The sequence below is a fragment of the Halalkalibaculum sp. DA384 genome (assembly GCF_043951955.1).
Lineage (GTDB): Bacteria > Bacteroidota > Rhodothermia > Balneolales > Balneolaceae > JAMQKA01.
Map to the genome: position 1 here is coordinate 71,792 of NZ_JBINJE010000004.1, position 18,165 is coordinate 89,956.

Annotated in this window: 15 protein-coding genes; 7 read left to right on the forward strand and 8 right to left on the reverse strand. The window is 49.1% G+C overall.

Translation table 11 applies throughout. The features are described from left to right. Window positions 1-28 precede the first annotated feature (28 nt). From ACG2E4_RS03835 to ACG2E4_RS03860, 6 genes are all read left to right on the forward strand, one after another. Window positions 29-1,183 (forward strand): glycosyltransferase family 4 protein, encoded by a 1,155-nt coding sequence (locus ACG2E4_RS03835; protein WP_395261169.1) that lies wholly within the window; start codon window positions 29-31, stop codon window positions 1,181-1,183. Window positions 1,184-1,197: 14 nt separating this feature from the next. Beyond that, on the forward strand, window positions 1,198-2,340 hold the full coding sequence (locus ACG2E4_RS03840) for a glycosyltransferase family 4 protein (protein ID WP_395261168.1): 1,143 nt from the start codon (window positions 1,198-1,200) through the stop codon (window positions 2,338-2,340). Window positions 2,341-2,428: 88 nt separating this feature from the next. Next, a complete protein-coding gene (locus ACG2E4_RS03845; RefSeq protein WP_395261166.1) occupies window positions 2,429-3,673 on the forward strand; it encodes an aminotransferase class I/II-fold pyridoxal phosphate-dependent enzyme in 1,245 nt (414 codons plus the stop codon). Further along, a complete protein-coding gene (locus ACG2E4_RS03850) occupies window positions 3,663-4,829 on the forward strand; it encodes a GNAT family N-acetyltransferase (RefSeq protein ID WP_395261164.1) in 1,167 nt (388 codons plus the stop codon). The genes ACG2E4_RS03845 and ACG2E4_RS03850 overlap by 11 nt, the downstream gene beginning before the upstream one ends. 154 nt (window positions 4,830-4,983) lie before the next feature. Next, the gene (locus ACG2E4_RS03855) at window positions 4,984-6,369 is read left to right on the forward strand and encodes a class II fumarate hydratase (protein ID WP_395275751.1); all 1,386 of its coding nucleotides are present in this window, start codon (window positions 4,984-4,986) and stop codon (window positions 6,367-6,369) included. 189 nt (window positions 6,370-6,558) lie between these two features. After that, complete coding sequence (locus ACG2E4_RS03860) at window positions 6,559-9,036, forward strand: thiamine pyrophosphate-dependent enzyme (protein ID WP_395275752.1); 2,478 nt, start codon at window positions 6,559-6,561, stop codon at window positions 9,034-9,036. A gap of 447 nt (window positions 9,037-9,483) precedes the next feature. Here the strand turns inward: ACG2E4_RS03860 and cyoE are convergent, their stop codons facing one another. Then, window positions 9,484-10,389 (reverse strand): heme o synthase, encoded by a 906-nt coding sequence (gene cyoE / locus ACG2E4_RS03865; RefSeq protein ID WP_395275753.1) that lies wholly within the window; start codon window positions 10,387-10,389, stop codon window positions 9,484-9,486. 222 nt (window positions 10,390-10,611) lie between these two features. On the opposite strand from cyoE, the gene ACG2E4_RS03870 reads away from it, so the two are divergent. Then, window positions 10,612-11,541 carry a heme A synthase gene (locus ACG2E4_RS03870; protein ID WP_395275754.1) on the forward strand — a complete coding sequence of 310 codons (930 nt, stop codon included), beginning with the start codon at window positions 10,612-10,614 and terminating at the stop codon, window positions 11,539-11,541. A gap of 218 nt (window positions 11,542-11,759) precedes the next feature. Here the strand turns inward: ACG2E4_RS03870 and ACG2E4_RS03875 are convergent, their stop codons facing one another. The 7 genes from ACG2E4_RS03875 to ACG2E4_RS03905 all read right to left on the reverse strand — a co-directional run bounded on the left by ACG2E4_RS03875 (window position 11,760) and on the right by ACG2E4_RS03905 (window position 18,148). Then, window positions 11,760-12,062, reverse strand: a complete 303-nt coding sequence (locus ACG2E4_RS03875; protein WP_395275755.1) for a cytochrome C oxidase subunit IV family protein — start codon at window positions 12,060-12,062, stop codon at window positions 11,760-11,762. A gap of 30 nt (window positions 12,063-12,092) precedes the next feature. Then, the gene (locus ACG2E4_RS03880) at window positions 12,093-12,737 is read right to left on the reverse strand and encodes a cytochrome c oxidase subunit 3 family protein (protein ID WP_395261152.1); all 645 of its coding nucleotides are present in this window, start codon (window positions 12,735-12,737) and stop codon (window positions 12,093-12,095) included. Between the two features lie 64 nt (window positions 12,738-12,801). Next, window positions 12,802-14,568 (reverse strand): cbb3-type cytochrome c oxidase subunit I, encoded by a 1,767-nt coding sequence (locus ACG2E4_RS03885; RefSeq protein ID WP_395261151.1) that lies wholly within the window; start codon window positions 14,566-14,568, stop codon window positions 12,802-12,804. Window positions 14,569-14,572: 4 nt separating this feature from the next. After that, window positions 14,573-15,520 carry a cytochrome c oxidase subunit II gene (gene coxB / locus ACG2E4_RS03890; RefSeq protein WP_395261149.1) on the reverse strand — a complete coding sequence of 316 codons (948 nt, stop codon included), beginning with the start codon at window positions 15,518-15,520 and terminating at the stop codon, window positions 14,573-14,575. A gap of 1 nt (window position 15,521) precedes the next feature. Further along, window positions 15,522-16,256, reverse strand: a complete 735-nt coding sequence (locus ACG2E4_RS03895) for an SCO family protein (protein WP_395275756.1) — start codon at window positions 16,254-16,256, stop codon at window positions 15,522-15,524. A 112-nt stretch (window positions 16,257-16,368) separates the two neighbouring features. After that, window positions 16,369-16,923 (reverse strand): transposase, encoded by a 555-nt coding sequence (locus tag ACG2E4_RS03900; RefSeq protein ID WP_395261146.1) that lies wholly within the window; start codon window positions 16,921-16,923, stop codon window positions 16,369-16,371. Window positions 16,924-16,963: 40 nt separating this feature from the next. Further along, on the reverse strand, window positions 16,964-18,148 hold the full coding sequence (locus tag ACG2E4_RS03905) for a hypothetical protein (protein WP_395261144.1): 1,185 nt from the start codon (window positions 18,146-18,148) through the stop codon (window positions 16,964-16,966). Between the last annotated feature and the right edge of the window lie 17 nt (window positions 18,149-18,165).

Below are 18,165 nucleotides of genomic sequence, written 5' to 3' on the forward strand. Positions count from 1 at the left end.
CGAATCACACCGGTCCTTTTGAAAATTTATGAGTGAGTTACGCGTCGCAATTTTTACCGGCAATTACAATCATATCCGAGACGGGGTATCACTGACCCTAAACCGTCTTGTCGACTTTCTGGAACGGCAGGGGGTAAAGGTACTGGTGTTTGGTCCCACTATTGAAAATCCCCCGATTGACCACAACGGGGAGCTGGTTGCGGTTCCCTCCGTACCGATGCCGGGGCGTTCGGAATACCGTGTGACGGTCGGGTTCCCGGAATCGGCCCGGCAGCGCCTTTCGGAGTTCAATCCAAATTTGATTCACCTGGCCACTCCCGACCTGCTGGGATTTCGTGCGATGCGATACGCCCAGTCTCACAACATCCAATTTGTGTCATCCTATCACACCCATTTTACGAGCTACCTCAAATATTACAACCTGGAAATGCTGGAAGTGCTCGCATGGAAATACCTGGTGTGGTTTTACAAGCAGTGCAGGCATGTGTACGTGCCGTCCCCCTCGATGGCCGAAGAGTTGAACAACCAGGGAATTGAGGAGGGAATAAGGATTTGGACACGGGGAGTAAATACCGATCAGTTCAGCCCGGAGAACCGCGACATGGAATGGAGGAGATCGATCGGTATTGAAGATGATGAGCAGGTTGTGACGTTTGTTTCCCGGCTGGTATGGGAAAAAGATCTGCAAACGTATGTGGATACCATTAAAAAACTGAAGGAGAGTGATGTCAGGATCAAACCGATGGTAGTAGGCGACGGACCCGCTAAAAAAGAGCTACGGCAGATGCTTCCGGAGGCGCATTTTACCGGGTTTATCACCGGTGAAACTCTCGGAAAGGCATATGCCAGCAGCGACATTTTCCTGTTTCCCTCCGATACCGAAACGTTTGGAAATGTCACCCTGGAGGCGATGTCGAGCGGACTTCCCTGCGTAGTGGCCGATGCCACGGGCAGCAGGTCGCTGGTGGAATCGGGAGTCAACGGGCTCCTTGCATCTCCGCGAAATACCGGTGAGTTTGCGAGTGCCGTACTTGCCATTGCCGAAGATAATGAACTTCGAAAGAGGATGGGCGCGGCAGCACGTCAAAAAGCACTGGCCTATTCCTGGGATAATGTAAATGGCGAGCTCCTGGATAATTATCGAGATGCCCTGCGGGAGCCGAAACCCTCTCTGAAATTTTAAAGAAATCAGTACCATTGAATATTCTGTACGTATCACATACGCATCCGCCCGAGGGTGCGATACTGGAAAATGTGGGCGGGATGCAGCGCGTCAGCCTGCAATTAATCAAGGAATTGGAAAAGCGGGAAGACCTGTCGGTATTCCGGGAGACAATCAACGCATCCGGCAAGGGGTGGATCGGCCTCAGCACGTTTGCCTTTCTGATGAAAAACCTGGTCGGGCTGCCCGCCAGGGCTCGGCAGGTAAATGCGGATGTCATCCTGTTCTCCTCCATGGTTACGGCGAGCCTGGCCTGGTTTATCAGGAACAGGATCGAGATTCCCATGGTGACGATCAACCACGGGCGGGATGTAACCTTGTCGAACCCCCTGTACCAGAGGTTTGTCCCCCGTGTTTTCTCAAGTCTTGACGGAGTGATATCGGTTTCTTCGGCCACCCGGAAAGAGTGCATAAAACGGGGCATGGATCCCGCCAAGGGCGTTGCCCTGGGGAACGGCTTCAACATGGAGCGGCTGGGAGACTTCCCCAACAAGCAGATATCAAAAAATGAACTGCAGGAGCAGTTTGGTATAGATCTGGAGGGAAGGTTTCTGCTGCTGTCTGTCGGCCGCCAGGTTAAGCGGAAGGGACATGAGTGGTTTATACGGAAGGTGTTCCCAAAGCTGAGAAAAGACCTCGTCTTTGTGACAGTGGGTGACGGTCCCGAGGAGGAAAACATCCGTGCGGCAGCCGAAGAAAGTACGGGGAGCGACCGCATCTATCTGATGGGCCGGCAGCCAGATGCGATCCTGGAGAAAATATATTCGGCGGCCGACCTGTTTATGATGCCCAATATACCGGTTGAAGGGGATATGGAGGGATTTGGTATTGTGTTGCTGGAGGCCAACATGGCGCGAACTCCCGCTGTGGCCGCCGACCTGGAAGGTATCAAGGATGTTATTACCGATGGCAAGAACGGGTACCGTCTCCCTCCCCTGGATGAGGAAGCATTTGCAGAAAAGATTAATACAATTTTGGACAACGGGTTATCCGCCTTTTCTGATCAGGCGCGTTCATTTGTGCAGGAGCAGTTCAGCTGGAACAATGTGGCACAAAAATATATTGGATTTATTGAACATGTAATCAGGCAGTTTTCGACTGTGAAAACGCAAAATTAACATTATCATAATCATAATTTGATTGGTGCTTATATTGGAGGTATATTTGCCTAGATAAGCACCAATCAGAAGCCGAAATCTGGAAGGAATGGCTGAATCTAACACCGATCTTAAGAAAAACGATATTTTTTCGAAAGCTTTTGATTTTACAAAAGCCGATGAAGTAAAAGCTGAGGGGCTGTACCCCTATTTTAAACCCCTTCAGGCTACTGATGGAACTACAGTGAAAATTGAAGGCCGTGAATTGATTATGGCCGGATCCAACAATTATCTCGGGTTAACAAACGACCCGCGGGTCATCAAAGCCGCCCAGGATGTAATCACTGACTACGGGACCGGATGTACGGGGTCCCGGTACCTGAACGGAACTCTTGACTTGCACCTGGAGCTTGAGGAAAAGCTCGCTGATTTTATGCGGAAAGACGCCTGCGTACTGTTTAGTACCGGCTACCAGACCAACGAAGGGTCGATTCAAACCATCGCCGGCCGCAAGGATATTATCTTTTCTGACAAGGACAACCACGCCTGCATCGTAACCGGAACGCTTGTTTCGAATGCCAAGACGATGCGCTACCAACACAATGACATCGATCAGCTGCGCATGCTGATGGAACGTGCCGATGAGGATGCGGGCAAGCTCATCGTCAGTGACGGCGTTTTTTCTATGTCGGGTACCATTGCAAAAGTTCCCGAACTGGTTGAACTGAAAAATGAGTTTGGCGCCCGCCTGTATCTTGATGATGCCCATGCCATAGGTGTTGTGGGGGAGGGCGGCCGGGGGTCTGCTTCTACGTTTAACCTGATGGATGAAGTTGACTTGATCAGCGGTACCTTTTCCAAATCTTTTGCCTCGCTCGGTGGATTTATCGTTGGGGACAAAGAGGTGATTGAATATATTCGCCACCACTCCCCGGCTCATATCTTTAGTGCCTCCATGCCCCCGGCCAACGTGGCTACGGTATTGAAAGCGCTTGAAATCCTTCAGGAAGAACACTGGCGGCTGGAGCGCCTGCAGGAGATCTCCGATTACATGCGCAAGGAACTCCGTGAAATGGGATTTAATGTCTGGAGCAGCCAAACGCCCATCATTCCGGTAGTGATTGGAGAGATGCTCGAATGTTTTAAATTCTGGAAAGATCTTTTTGAAGCGGGTGTCTACGTCAATGCCGTGGTTCCTCCCGCCGTGCCGCGTGGACAGTCGCTTATGAGAACCAGTTATATGGCTACTCATACTGACGATCACCTCAACAAAATTCTTGAAGCATTCAGAACGGTCGGGATAAAACGGGGATTGATTGACCGGAACGGCCATTCACTTATAGATGTCGAGTGATTCTGTGGCGGAACAGACAAAAACCAATGGGGTCAGCATTGTAACGACCAACGAGGAGCGGCAGCAGTTCCTCGAATTTCCCTATCAGCACTATGCCGATGACGAGCACTGGATCCCACCGCTCAAAATGGAGCAGAAAAAACTGATAGATACCGATAAAAATCCTTTCTACAACAATGCGGATATCGCCCTGTTTTTAGCAGAACAAAACGGGGAGGTCTGTGGGCGCATCGCAGCTATCGAAGATCGCCGATACAACGATTATCACAATACCAAAACCGGTTTTTTCGGCTTTTTTGAATGCATTAACGACCAGTCGCTGGTCGAGCTCCTTTTTAAGGTGGCCGTGGATTGGCTCAAGGAAAAAAATTTGACTACGCTGATGGGGCCAACGTGCCCCAGCATGATGGATGAAATCGGGATCCTCGTGGACGGATTTGAGTACGACCCAAGTATCATGATGCCCTATCATAAACCCTACTACGATGAGCTGCTCCAATCGGTCGGCTTTGAAAAAGAGATGGACCTGTATGCCTTTCGGGTAGACCAGGACGGGGTGGCCCTGGACCGGATGAATCGGGCTGCGGAGATCATGAAAAAGAGATATCCGTCGCTTTCGGTACGCAGTGTCGATTTGAAGAATATTAAAGAGGAAGTCGAAATCGTTCGCGAGATATTTAACAAAGCCTGGTCAGAGAATTGGGGGTTTATTCCGCTTACCAGGGAAGAGCTGATCGCACTGGCAGATGACTTGAAGCTGATTCTGGATCCCGATTTTGCCCATATTGCGGAAGTTGAGGGGCAACCCGTGGCTTTTTCGATCGGTCTGCCGGATCTAAACCAGGCCCTGAAACACCTGGACGGGACCCTGTTTCCATTTGGTATATTTAAGCTGCTCTGGCATAAGCGTAATATTAACCAGATCCGAACGGCGCTAATGGGCGTTCTTCCTGAATACCAGGGAAAGGGATTTGATGCCCTGTTTCACCGGCTGGCAATCCTTAATGGAAGGGAGAAGGGAATCTACTCTTCTGAGTTGAGCTGGGTACTCGAGACCAATACCAACATGGTGCGGGTGGCGGAGCGGCTGGGAGCGGAGAGGGAGAAAACCTATCGCATGTACAAGATGGACGGACTCAACTCCCGGTTTACGTAGAAATGTAACCGTTCCACATGTAGTATGTAAGGTACTACGATGATTCATTTTTTATTCATAGAATTTACCTACCTTTGAATGCCTGTACTCTGCGTGATAATCTGGACTGCAGGCATGCATAATACCAGTAAATAAAGATGAGGATGTTTCTGTCATGAGTGAATTTCGTATTGAGAAGGATTCAATGGGCGAAGTGCGAGTTCCCGAAAATGCATACTACGGGGCGCAAACACAGCGGGCTGTTGAAAATTTCCCGGTAAGTGGATATACGTTTTCACGTGAGTTTATCCAAGCCCTGGGTCTGGTAAAAAAGACCGCTGCAAAGGTTAACGCCGAACTTCAGATGATTGATGCCGACCTGGCTGAGGCGATACAGCAGGCGGCCCGGGAGGTCATGGAGGGTGAACTAGACGAGCATTTTCCCATCGACATTTTCCAAACGGGATCCGGTACCTCAACCAATATGAACGCCAATGAGGTGATTGCCAACCGGGCCAATGAGATTTTGGGAGCGGAGAAGGTCCATCCCAACGATCACGTCAATTTCGGGCAAAGTTCAAACGATGTTATTCCCACGACGATCCGGCTTGCCGCGGTTTCCGGGGTTCGCAGTGCGCTGATTCCGGCCTTGCAGAAACTGCGGAGTGCTTTTTTGGACAAGGGTCGGGAGCTTTCCGAAGTCGTAAAAACGGGCCGAACGCACCTGATGGATGCGATGCCGGTAACAGTGGAACAGGAATTCAGCGGGTATGCGCGGCAGCTTGAGCTGGGGGTCAAGAGGTTGGAACAGACGGTTCAGCGCCTGCAGGAGCTCCCGCAAGGCGGTACGGCTGTGGGTACAGGACTAAATACAAACCCGGAATTTGGAGAGCGATTTGCGAGGGCGGTTTCTGAGGAAACCGGGTATGAATTCAGCGAGGCCGAAAACCATTTTGAGGCGCAATCTACGGTCGATGCACCGGTGGAATTAAGCAGCCAGTTAAAAACGATTGCCGTAGGCATGATGAAAATTGCGAATGACCTGCGCTGGATGAATTCAGGTCCCAACAGCGGTATCGGGGAACTGCAGCTTGAGGCCCTGCAGCCGGGCTCGTCGATTATGCCGGGGAAGGTGAATCCGGTGATAGAGGAGGCGGTAGCGATGGTCTGTGCGCAGGTTATTGGCAACGACTCCACTGTTACGGTAGCTGGACAGGCAGGAAATTTTGAGCTTAATGTGATGTTGCCCGTTGTTGCGCGAAACCTGCTGGAATCGATCGCGCTGTTGTCAAATGCTGCACGGGTTGAAGCCGAAAAAAGTGTTTCCCGCCTGAATGTCAACAAGGAGCGGATTGACGAGATAGTAGGCAGAAATCCGGTGTTGGTTACAGCACTAAATCCGATTATCGGGTACGATAAAGCGGCAAAAATTGCCAAAAAAGCTTTTGCTGAGAAACGGCCGGTCAAAGAGGTGGCCCGTGAAATGACGGATCTTTCTGACGAGGAGCTGGATGAAGCGCTGGACCCGATCAAACTGACCAGGGGGGGATTCAGTTCGTAACTACGGAGTACCGGAGAAAGGAAAAAATGTTTACATGAATTGACACTAATGTTACAGCATTGCCGAAGGGCGGCTTCAGTTTTGTAAATAAAAGCCGATTCTTTTATTATTGTAATAGCAGTTCTGCTCCAGTGATCTTATCCAAAATGTGACTTTTACTGCCGGTAAACGTGAAGAAAATGAGTGACAATGGCTGATACTCACACAACTAAAGGTATCTCACAGAATGGAACAAACTCCAGGCGTGGAGCAGAACGCTCTGATCAATCAGAAAAAATCAAAGAGATCCTTGAAGATTATCGTTTAGCCGTTGTCAGCCGTGAAATCTCTTACCTCGGGCGAAAGGAAACCCTGACCGGCAAGGCAAAATTTGGAATTTTTGGCGATGGAAAGGAGCTCCCCCAGCTTGCGATGGCCAAATATTTCAGGGACGGGGATTTCAGGGCGGGATACTACCGAGATCAAACCTTTATGCTGGCAATAGGAAAAGTGACTGTTCGCCAGTTTTTTGCCCAGCTCTACGCTCATCCCAATACGAAAGCGGACCCACATTCGGGCGGGCGCCAGATGAATGCGCATTTCAGTACACATAGCCTGGACAAGGATGGAAGCTGGAAAGACCTGACCTCCCAAAAAAACAGTTCTCCAGATATTTCTCCCACGGCCGGGCAGATGTCGCGGTTGCTTGGGCTGGCACAGGCCTCTAAAGTCTACAGAAATGAAGAAGTCCTCCAAGATGAGAGGTTTAAAAAGTTTTCAGTTAACGGAAACGAGATTGCATGGGGAACAATCGGGGATGCCAGTACCTCGGAGGGTGTTTTTTGGGAGACGGTAAATGCGGCCGGCGTCATGCAGGTTCCGATGGTACTTTCGGTCTGGGATGATGGTTATGGCATCTCCGTCCCCCGAAAATACCAGACTACAAAAGCCAGTATCTCCGAGGCGCTTTCCGGCATGCAGCGGACGGAAATTAAAAACGGTCTCGAAATTCTGACGGTCAAGGGCTGGGATTACCCGGCCCTTGTTGACACATACCAAACGGCTGCCGGGATTGCGCGAAAAGAGCATGTGCCGGTGCTGATACATGTCCAGGAGGTAACCCAGCCACAGGGGCATTCCACCTCCGGTTCGCACGAGCGCTATAAATCGGAACAACGGCTGGAGTGGGAAGAGAAATATTGCTGTGTAGCTCAAATGAGAAAATGGATTCTCAAAGAGGAGCTGGCCGCTGAAACCGAGCTGAATGCCATCGAGGAGGAAGCGGAGAGCTATGTAAAACGTGAACAGGACGCGGCCTGGCAGGCGTTTACCAGCGAAATTAAGAAGGAGCAGCGTACGGCTGTTCAGATCATTGACAAGATGATCGCGGAAAGTGAAGCCCCGGAGTCACTCAAGGCCGTTAAAAAAGAGATGAATACCCCGATGGTCACCCTGCGCAGGCATGTTATGGCAGGGGTGCGAAAGGCGCTGCGCGTGGTGCGCGATCAGCAGCTTGATTCGAAACAGGAGCTTGTCGACTGGATCAGGGAGACCAAGCAGGATAATTTTGAACGCTATCATTCCCACCTGTACAGCGAATCTGATAAGTCACCGCTGAATGTCAAGGCAGTGCGTCCAACCTATGCCGATCATGCTGAAGAGGTTGACGGGCGCATTGTCTTGAGGGATAATTTTGACAAGTTGTTTGAAAAATACCCGGAGGTCCTGGTTTTTGGCGAAGACAGTGGAAAGCTGGGGGATGTGAACAAGGGGTTGGAGGGACTTCAAAAAAAATACGGGAAAATTCGTGTGGCAGATACCGGGATTCGGGAGGCTACAATATTGGGCCAGGGTATTGGGCTGGCGCTGCGTGGACTCCGCCCGATCGCTGAAATTCAGTATCTCGACTATATTCTATACTGTTTCCAGGGAATGAGTGATGATCTTGCCACACTGCATTACCGCAGTGCCGGTGGCCAGAAAGCTCCCGTAATTGTTCGGACCCGAGGTCATCGCCTGGAGGGTATATGGCATTCCGGGTCACCGATGGGCATGATTATTAATGGGATTCGTGGAATTCACGTCTGCGTGCCGCGCAATCTCACGGAGGCTGCGGGTATGTATAACACCCTGCTACAGGGCGATGATCCCGCCCTGGTTATTGAACCCCTCAATGCATACCGACTAAAAGAGAAAATGCCCCAGAATATCGGGGAGTTTACCATCCCGCTGGGAGTGCCCAAAGTGATACGAGAGGGAACCGATATTACCATCGTTTCCTATGGATCTACCTGTAATGTGTGTGAAGATGTGCTTCCGGAGCTGGATGAGGCAGGTATCTCTGCTGAACTTATTGATGTCCGAACACTCTTGCCCTTTGACCGCCATCACAAGATCATTCGTTCGCTCAGGAAGACCAATCGTATCCTTTTTGTGGATGAGGATGTCCCCGGCGGTGCTTCCGCATACATGATGCAGAAAGTGCTGCAGGAGCAAAAAGGGTATTTTTATCTGGACTCTGAGCCCTTGTGCCTGACCGCCAAAGAGCACCGGCCTGCATATGGATCCGATGGCGACTACTTCTCCAAGCCGAACACCGATGACATTTTTGAGGCAGTGTACCAGATTATGAATGAGGCCAATCCTGAAGCGTATCCTGCTATCTATAACAACGAGGTTGGGCATTAACCGCATAGCACGAACGTGTGCTTTCCCTTGCCGGTAAAAACGTTCACTTCGCATTTCCAACAGATTACAGGCTTCCACAAGAAGCTACGGCAATTTTTTGGTTTCTATACCTGTTTATAAGAGGGCGTTGTAAAATCCCAAATCCTCAAATCCTCGTTTTGAGGGGGGCTCCCGTTTAAAGGTCACCAAAGTCGGTGGTACAACCATCTCCCAACAAAATAGCAGGTTCTGCAAAGGTCCCGATAACTTACTCCCGAATAGAAGTCAGGTGTTAATCCGGATTATTCACCAAGAAATTTGTTCTACTTCGTGAATAATCCGGGTTAAATGAAGGTGTCCTGCTTTTAGGAGGTTTCATCCTGTCATGGGTGACAGTTTAAATTCAAGTAACCGGAAAGTGAAAATTCGACTGATTATTGAAGAAAAACCTTGTCAAGGGATACCGATTCAGGAGAGCAGTTGGTCGATAAATATGATAATCCAGACGGCGGGAAGGTAAAAGAAGGATGCAAACATCAGTTTTTTTGCTTTCTCCTTGGTGCGGTCGAAGGCGAAACGGATACCGTACCACAGGAAGGCGATGGCGCAGGCCATTCCTCCAGCCAGGTAGGTCAGACCACTTAAGTCAACAGCATACAAAGCCCAGGTAGCCGGTAAAAGGGCGACAAGGCACCCAACTATAAGCATAACGGCTTTGGTGCCGTTCTCGTCATTTTTAGGAAGCATACGGAACCCTGCGTTACGGTAATCATCTTTGCATACCCATGCAATGGCCATCACATGAGGCACTTGCCAAAGAAATACAATCGCAAAGAGCGACCACATGCCGGCATCTCCCAGGTGCCCGGTGGCCGCTGCCCATCCGCCAACAGGTGGCAGGGCTCCGGGTACTGCCCCGATAAAGACGTTGGCCGCTGAAACACGTTTCATGGGAGTGTAAGCTCCCAGGTATATGATGGTTGTGGCAATGGAAATCATGCCGGCCAGGAGATTAACCATAAAAATCATATACGCTGAACCGGCAAGGATCAATACCAGTGAAAATGTTACACTTTGTTTGGGGGTTATCTTGCTGGAAGGCAGAGGCCGTGTTTGGGTTCGTTTCATCTGTCCATCCAGTCGCCATTCGAGGAACTGGTTATGGGCGGCGGTGCCCGAAGCGATCAACCAGGTACCGAGTGCGGCATGGGCCATAAGCACAAAATTCAGGCTGCCGGCCGAACCCAACACAAATCCTATCAGCATGCTGGCCAGCACGGTAAAAGTGATTCCGGGCTTGGTCAGCTCGTAGTATGCTGACAGCGTCTCAACATTAAACCATTTCGAAAGGGTGGTGTCGGTACTTAACTTCATGCGGATTTTCTGATTTTGTAACAGGCTAAATTTAGGGAATAATTTGTAGAATTGTTACCTGAATTGGGACTGCAGGAGACTGGTCAAACCCGGTTATTTGTTTCAAAATTATCTGCCGTTTAAAATTGATTTACACTTTAAAGGAACTGGGAAAGAGGATAATTGTTATCTTTAGAGACGTGGAGGCCACGTTTATTTAAGTATCTGAAATTCTATATAAATATGACGCTGAATACCTACCAAAAGACGGCTATAACAACGGTTGGAGCTACTATTTTTCTTATTTTCGTGGGTGGACTTGTTCGTGCCTCGGGAGCCGGACTCGGCTGCCCCGATTGGCCAAAATGTTTCGGCATGTGGATTCCGCCTACCAGTCTCGACGAGCTCCCCCCCGAGTTCAATGCCTCCCAGTTTAATGTGCTTAAAACATGGACAGAATACCTGAATCGGCTGGTGGGCGTGATCATCGGGTTGCTGATCACGGCAACGTTCCTTCTTTCGTTTCGGTACAGGAAAAGCCAGCCTGAAGTTTTCTACAGTTCGGGTGCCGCTTTCGTGCTGGTGCTCGTACAGGGGTGGCTGGGAGGACAGGTTGTAATTACGGGACTCAGTGAGTGGCTGATTACGCTCCACATGGTACTGGCAATGGTTATTATGACGATACTGCTGTTTGCCGCGTTCCGCGCAACCAGGAAGGAGTGGAGTGTTGAAATTCAACCCAAACACAGGAGGTGGCTGTTTTGGTCCGGCGTAGCATTGCTTGCCTTTACGATGGTACAGCTGGTGATGGGAACCCAGGTACGAGAGGCGATTGATGTCGTTAAAAACAGTGCAGCTCCCCCGCCCCGGCAACTTTGGTTGCAGGAAGTGGGATTTTGGGACGAAATACACCGAAGTTTTTCATGGACACTTTTCCTCTTGGGGGGAGGAATCTTTTATTTTGCAAAGTGGAAGAGCGATTCAATACTGCTTGGTCGGTTGGCATCGGTGATATTTGGCCTTATTCTCTTCCAGATATTAATTGGTGTGGGCCTGTATTACCTTGGCATGCCTCCTGTTTACCAGGTCATGCATTTGGTGGGAGTAGCCATTTTAATATGCGCGGAGTTTTTACTGCTGCTGATATTAAAAAATGATGTCAGCGCGGCATAGGAACTGCCTGTTCCATTTGAAAAATTTTTCAAAGAGGCTTTACAATAGCCTGATATCCTCTCGTTTTGAGAGTTCTACTCCCGTTTTAAAGTCACCAATGTCGGTGGAACAACCACCTCCAACAACATTGTAGGTTCTGCTAAACCCTTCCAAAATAATAAAAGCCGGTTTTTTTAAATTCAAACCGGCTTAAGAGATATAGATTACGGAACGGGAATCTAAAAGCCCGGGATCGGATTTGCCCGGAAGAGCGTATCCAGCATGGAGAGCCCCACCAATAATCCCAAAAACAGGATGGAAGCGATAAAGAGCATGGAATTAAATTTTGCATCCCAGTAAAGGTTCATGAAAAAGAGGGCGACCAGGCTCGCTTTCATTACGGCTACAATCATGGCCACGATGATAGACCAGGGATGAGGAAGTGCCAGGTAGTGAACTCCCACCGTAACGATTGTTAAAATGAACAGGGCGCCCGCTACAGAAAGAAGTATTTTGTCGGATGAAATATGATGTCCACTCATGGATCAAAGAAACGTTTTGAGTTATCAGTATCAGTCAATTAAGTAGAAAAGTGGGAACAGGAAAATCCAGATGATATCGACCAGGTGCCAGTAAAGCCCGGTAATCTCCACCGGTGTGTAATATTCGCTGTGGAAAGCTCCTTTTGAGGCCTTGACCAGCAGCCAAACCATTAAACCAATTCCTATTACTACGTGGATACCATGCAGGCCGGTCATCATGTAGTAGAGGCTGAAAAAGATGTGGGCTTTCGGGTGGTCGATAGCCTCATAGGCATAAAATTCACCTGGAAAAATACCAATATGGAATTTATGGGTGTATTCAAAATATTTAATCACCATAAAAACAAAAGCAAGCGCAATGGTGATGCCGAGATTGATGATAATCCCTTTTTTCTGGTTGAGCTGGGCCGATTTAATTGCCATAGCCACCGTCAGGCTACTGCCGATCAGCACGATGGTGTTAACGCCGCCCCACAGGGTATCAAGTTCCTCCGATGCCAGGGTGAACAGTTCAGGATACCATGCCCGGTAGATGATATAGGCAGCAAACAGTCCGCCAAAAAAGAGAATCTCGGTTACCAGGAAGATCCACATTCCCATCTTTGCTGAATCAAATTGTTGCTCACTGTCAACAAAGTGATGTTGAACGTGGGTTGCTGTTGAATGATTCGCCATGATTACTGTTTATTTTCTGTGTTAAATTCGCTTGTTGTCTGGTGATTTTCGGGTGTCGGAGTCGTTATTCCTCGGCTTCCACTTGATCGGGGTCGGTGCCTGAGGGAACGCCCGCCTCATGTTCGGCCGCATGGCCATTTTCACTCTGAATGAGACCCAGCTGGAAATCCTCCATCGGCTGGTGATAGTCGTACGGACCGTGAATAACCACTGGAGTGTGCTCGAAGTTGTGGGGCGGGGCCGGAGAGGCTATCTGCCATTCCATAGCACGGCTTCCCCACGGATTTGCTCCCGCTTTCTTGCCTTTGAACAGGGAGTATAAAAGATAGACGAGGACCAGCATGAAGCCTCCACCCAGGATAAATGCTCCTACCGTTGAAACCTGGTGGTAGACGGTAAACTGTTCAACGTAGTTGTAGTAGCGGCGCGGCATCCCCTGTGCTCCCATAATGAATTGCGGGAGGAACGTAACACTAAAGCCGAGTGTGATAAGACCACCTGCAATTTTGGCAAGCGTTTCGTTATACATGACTCCAAATATTTTGGGCCACCAGTAGTGGAGCCCGGCAAGGAACGCCATCACCATACCTCCCACCATGACAAAGTGGAAGTGGGCGACCACGTAATATGTATCATGCAGGTGGATGTCAAGGGCAATTGTAGCCAGTACAATTCCGGTTAAGCCACCGATGAGAAACAGGAAGAAGAATCCCAAAATATACAGGAGCGGCGTTTGGAGTGAGATCGAACCCTTGTGCATGGTAGCCAGCCAGTTGAACATCTTAATACCAGTGGGAATACCGACGAGGAAAGTCAGGAATGAAAAAATCGTTGAGGCCAGCGAAGCCTGACCGGAAGTAAACATGTGGTGTCCCCAAACCAGGAAGCCGATAAAGGCGATCGCAAGCGAAGAGAGGGCGATAGCCCAGTAACCAAAAACCGTTTTCTTGGAAAAGGTGGAGACAACCTCGGAAACGATGCCAAAGCCGGGTACAATCATGATGTAAACAGCAGGGTGCGAATAAAACCAGAACATGTGCTGGTAGAGCACGGGATCTCCGCCAAGTGCGGGATCAAAAATTCCAACACCCAGGAGCCGCTCCATGCCAACCAGCAGCAGCGTAATGGCCAGCACGGGGGTGGCCAGAATCTGAATGATGCTGGTGGCATATAATCCCCAGCAGAACAGCGGCAGCTTGCCCCAGGTCATGCCGGGCGCCCGCATTTTATGGATGGTGGTAATAAAGTTAACCCCCGTTAAAATAGAGGAAAAGCCGATAATAAACACGCCAAACGTCATGGCAGTAACCGCACCTCCAGTCGTTGCAGAGTAGGGGGTGTAAAAGGTCCAGCCCGTATCGAGCCCGCCGGAGACAATGACATATAGCGTTCCGATTGCACCGGCCATGTAGAGGTACCAGCTCATCAGGTTTAGCCTTGGAAACGCCACATCTTTGGCCCCAAGCTGGATCGGCATGATAAAGTTGCCCAGTACGGCCGGCACCGAGGGGACCAGGAACAGGAAGATCATGATTACGCCGTGGAGCGTAAACAATTGGTTATACCCGTCGGCGGTGAGGAAGCCCAGTGTGGGGCCGGGCGTCCAGAGTTCCATCCGGATCAGCAGGGCCAGGATTCCACCTGCAGCAAAAAATACAGATATACCGATGAGATACAGTACCCCGATGCGTTTGTGATCTAATGTTGTCAACCACGACCACAGGCCAGATTCAACATTAAGATAATTTTTTTCAGCCCGTTCATCCGGTTTATACCGGCGAACTTTCATTTTTTTTGTTAAAGAACCGGAATTAGATTCTGCCGTTGCCATGTTACTACAGTGTTTTTATGTATTCGATAATTGCATTAATCTGTTCATCCGAGAGAACACCCTGGTATGGGGGCATTACGTTGCTGTAGCCCTCCACGATATGAGCACCCGGGTCCAAAATTGACTCTCTGAGATAATTTTCATCAACAGTTACAGTCGTTCCATCTGCAAGCGGTTCTTCAGAACCAAATTTATTTTGCCATGAAGGACCCGTCATTTCGGTTCCGTCCACAGAGTGACAGGTAGTGCAGGCGTTTTCCTGTACCAGCTGCTCGCCCCATTCGGCGGGCGTCATATCATCAGGCTGGGAGCCGCCCCCCGCGTTTTCTCTCAACCAGGTTTCAAAATCTTCCTCACTTTGAACAACCACACTGCCGGTCATATTTGAGTGGTCTGTCCCGCAGTATTCCGTACAAAAGATGATCGATTCTCCGGTCTCCGGGGCGTTAAACCATACCGAAGTATATCGACCCGGAACTACATCTTGCTTGATTCGAAAGTCGGGCACCGAGAAGGAGTGGATAACGTCATTCGAGCTCATGATCAGTTTTACCGGGCGGTCGGCGGGAACGTGCAGCTCTCCCGTGGAGCTCGCCCCGTTTTCATACTGAAATCTCCAGAGCCATTTTTGTGCTGTGACCTGCACTTCATAGGCATCGTCGGGCGGGGAGGTCATATTCAGGAATATCTGGAAGCCCCATCCGAATATGAACAGTACCAACACCAGTGGAATCACGGACCATGTGATTTCAAGGGCGTTGTTGTGGGTAATAACCGGGGTAACCTCATTTTCAGATTTACGCCGGTATTTTATAATAAAATAGATGATGGCAACCAGGATACCGATGGTGAGGATCAGGCTGCTCATGTGTACAAATTCGAATAGCTGATCATGGCTATTCGCTATTGTCGATTTAGCGGGAGGTAATAAGAGGTCTTTAAATAAGTCCATTCTAATTGTTTAGCTTCCTGTCGTGTTTAGAACCTTTTTCTTTCAGCCATAATAAACCGAGGAATATACCCAGAATTAAAACTGTTGCCAAGCCACCGAGCTGCATAATACGCCAGGCAACCGGAACATAGCTTTGGGAACTCGGGTCGTACTGGTAACAGTACATAACAACTTTGTCAACGGCACTGCCGATCTCTCCGTCTGCAGCATCGTAAAGCGCATTCCTGAACTGGAACTCGTCAAATTTGATACCGTAAAGATATCGCGTAATGGTTCCGTCAGGGCTTAAAAAAATTATTGCGGCACTGTGCGCGTATTCGCCATTACGCTCAACTTTTTCGTATTTAAATCCGACCGCTTGGGTTAATTCTTTAATAACGTCCTGCCTGCCGGTTAAAAAATGCCAGCCACTGCTGACCCTGTCTTCTCCGAGCTTCTCGCTGTACACCTGTTTGGTGGAGTCAGCCAATGGCGTGTCTTCATCCGGATCAAAACTGAACGTAATAATTTCAAACTGGTTGCCGGGATCCCATTTCAAATCTTTAATCCCGGTGTATATGGCATCGGTAACCATACTGCACAACATGGGGCAGTTATAGTATACCGGGTTGAGTATGACCGGTTTGTCACCTTCCATCAGCTCCCGGATTGTGACGGAATCACCTTTTGACGTTGCGAACGTCAAATCAAGCGGGATGTTCTCCCCGAGATGCTCTTGAACATCTACGTTCTGCACATCATCTGGCTTTTTGTTATTTAACTGCGCTTCCGCTGCTGCCGGAAGGGCGAACAAATACACCAAAAGGAGTAGCGACCCGGTAAATGAATAAAAAAAACGTGTTTCGCTGTTATTGCTGTTCAGCCATCTCATTAATAGCACTGTCGATTGGAATTCTGTATATGCCATTTTCCAAGTCAACAACTCCAAAGGAGTTCAACGTTTCAGTGGCCTCCAGCTTTTGTTGATTTACCTGGTAAAATTCCGTACTGCCGGAGGCCGCATCCTGTGAAAGGAGCCGGTTGTACTCGTACATCTCACGCAGCGCAAAAACAAATATTACCACGAGGATGGTTCCGAGCACGCTCCAGAAGACGAGTCGGCGAATGTTCAGTCGGTCGAACATGACCCCGTAATCGATGGAGTCCATAATCTCTTTGTCGGTGACTTCCACGTCCACCTCTTCCTGGTCGGATATATGTTCTTCCGCTTTTTCGGTTTCTTCGCTGCCCTGATAAAACGATTCTGCGTCTTTTTCGAGCTGAACGGCCCACGTCAGGATCGTCGACACCGGCACATCATATTTTTTAGAAAGCTGGTCCAGGTTTTGCTTTCCCTGGTCGATTGCAGCTTGTGCAACCTTGGCTTTAAATTCGGAGCTGTATGTTCTGTCTTCGTTCGACATAAAGATCTGTTGTTTTACTAACTATAAACGATTCTGCCAGTTAATGCTTGCGTAGAGATTTTCCCAGTTTTGGATCGTTGACCGGAATCATTTTTTGCTGCTTGAACCGGCGGAAAAACAGGCCAAAGAAGATGCCACCCAGACCAAGGAAAGTTGTTACATCCAGCCAGTTAAAGTGGATACCGTGTTCATGCAGCACCGGCATGGCGATCCAGTACAGTTCCACGAAATGTGTAACCAATATCAGTATGGATACGCCGTAAACGACCTTGTAATTCGTTTTCATATTTTTATTAAGCAGGAGGACGAATGGAATCACAAATCGTCCGAAGAGCAGCATCCAGGCCATATATTCATATCCTCCATCAAAACGGTGCATATACCACAGGGTTTCTTCCGGAATAGCCGCATAGTAGATCAACAGGTACTGGCTGAATGCGATGTAAGCATAGAATACGGTGAAACCAAACATCTGCACCCCCAGGTCATAAATATGACTCTCCTGGATGGTGTTCTTCAATATGCCCCTGTTCCAGAGGAAAAATACAAGGAGTATAAAGAAAGCAAACAGTCCCTGGAAACTCATTGCGAAGTAATAAACACCGAAAATGGTGGAATACCAGTGCGGATCAAGAGCCATAAGCCAGTCGAACGAGGCAAATGCAAATGTAATAACAAACAGGAAGAGTCCTGGCCCACTGGTACGTCTCAGCAGGGTTTGAAGTCCCCAGTCGCCGGTTTCATCCATTTTAACGGAATTTTTGTAGAGCCGGTATCCCAGGAAACTCCAGATGCCGAAATAGATCACTTGGCGGACGATATAGAACGGCACGTTAAGGTAAGGCACTTTGCCCTGGAGTACCGGATCGTGAGCAACAGCATCCTCGTGGGTCCAGTGAAACAGCGAGTGCATCCCAAAGAAAACAGGAATAAGAAAGAGTGCCCAAATATACAGGTTGGAAGAGATCGCTTCCGGAATACGGCGCAATACAACACTCCATTCCGAGCGGGTAAGATGCTGCAGCATCACAAAAAAGAGGCTTGCCAGCGCTATGCTGGAGAAAAAGGTAAAGCTGACCAGGTAAGAGAAGAAAAACTGGTCGTGGTTTATAAAATATCCCACGCCGCTGGCCAAAAGACCTACTATACCGACCCCAAACAGGCCTTTGGTCAAATTTTGATCGGAAGGAAACTCCAGTGTGTCAGTTATTTTGGGCTTGCTCATGTTGTTATCAAAAGTTC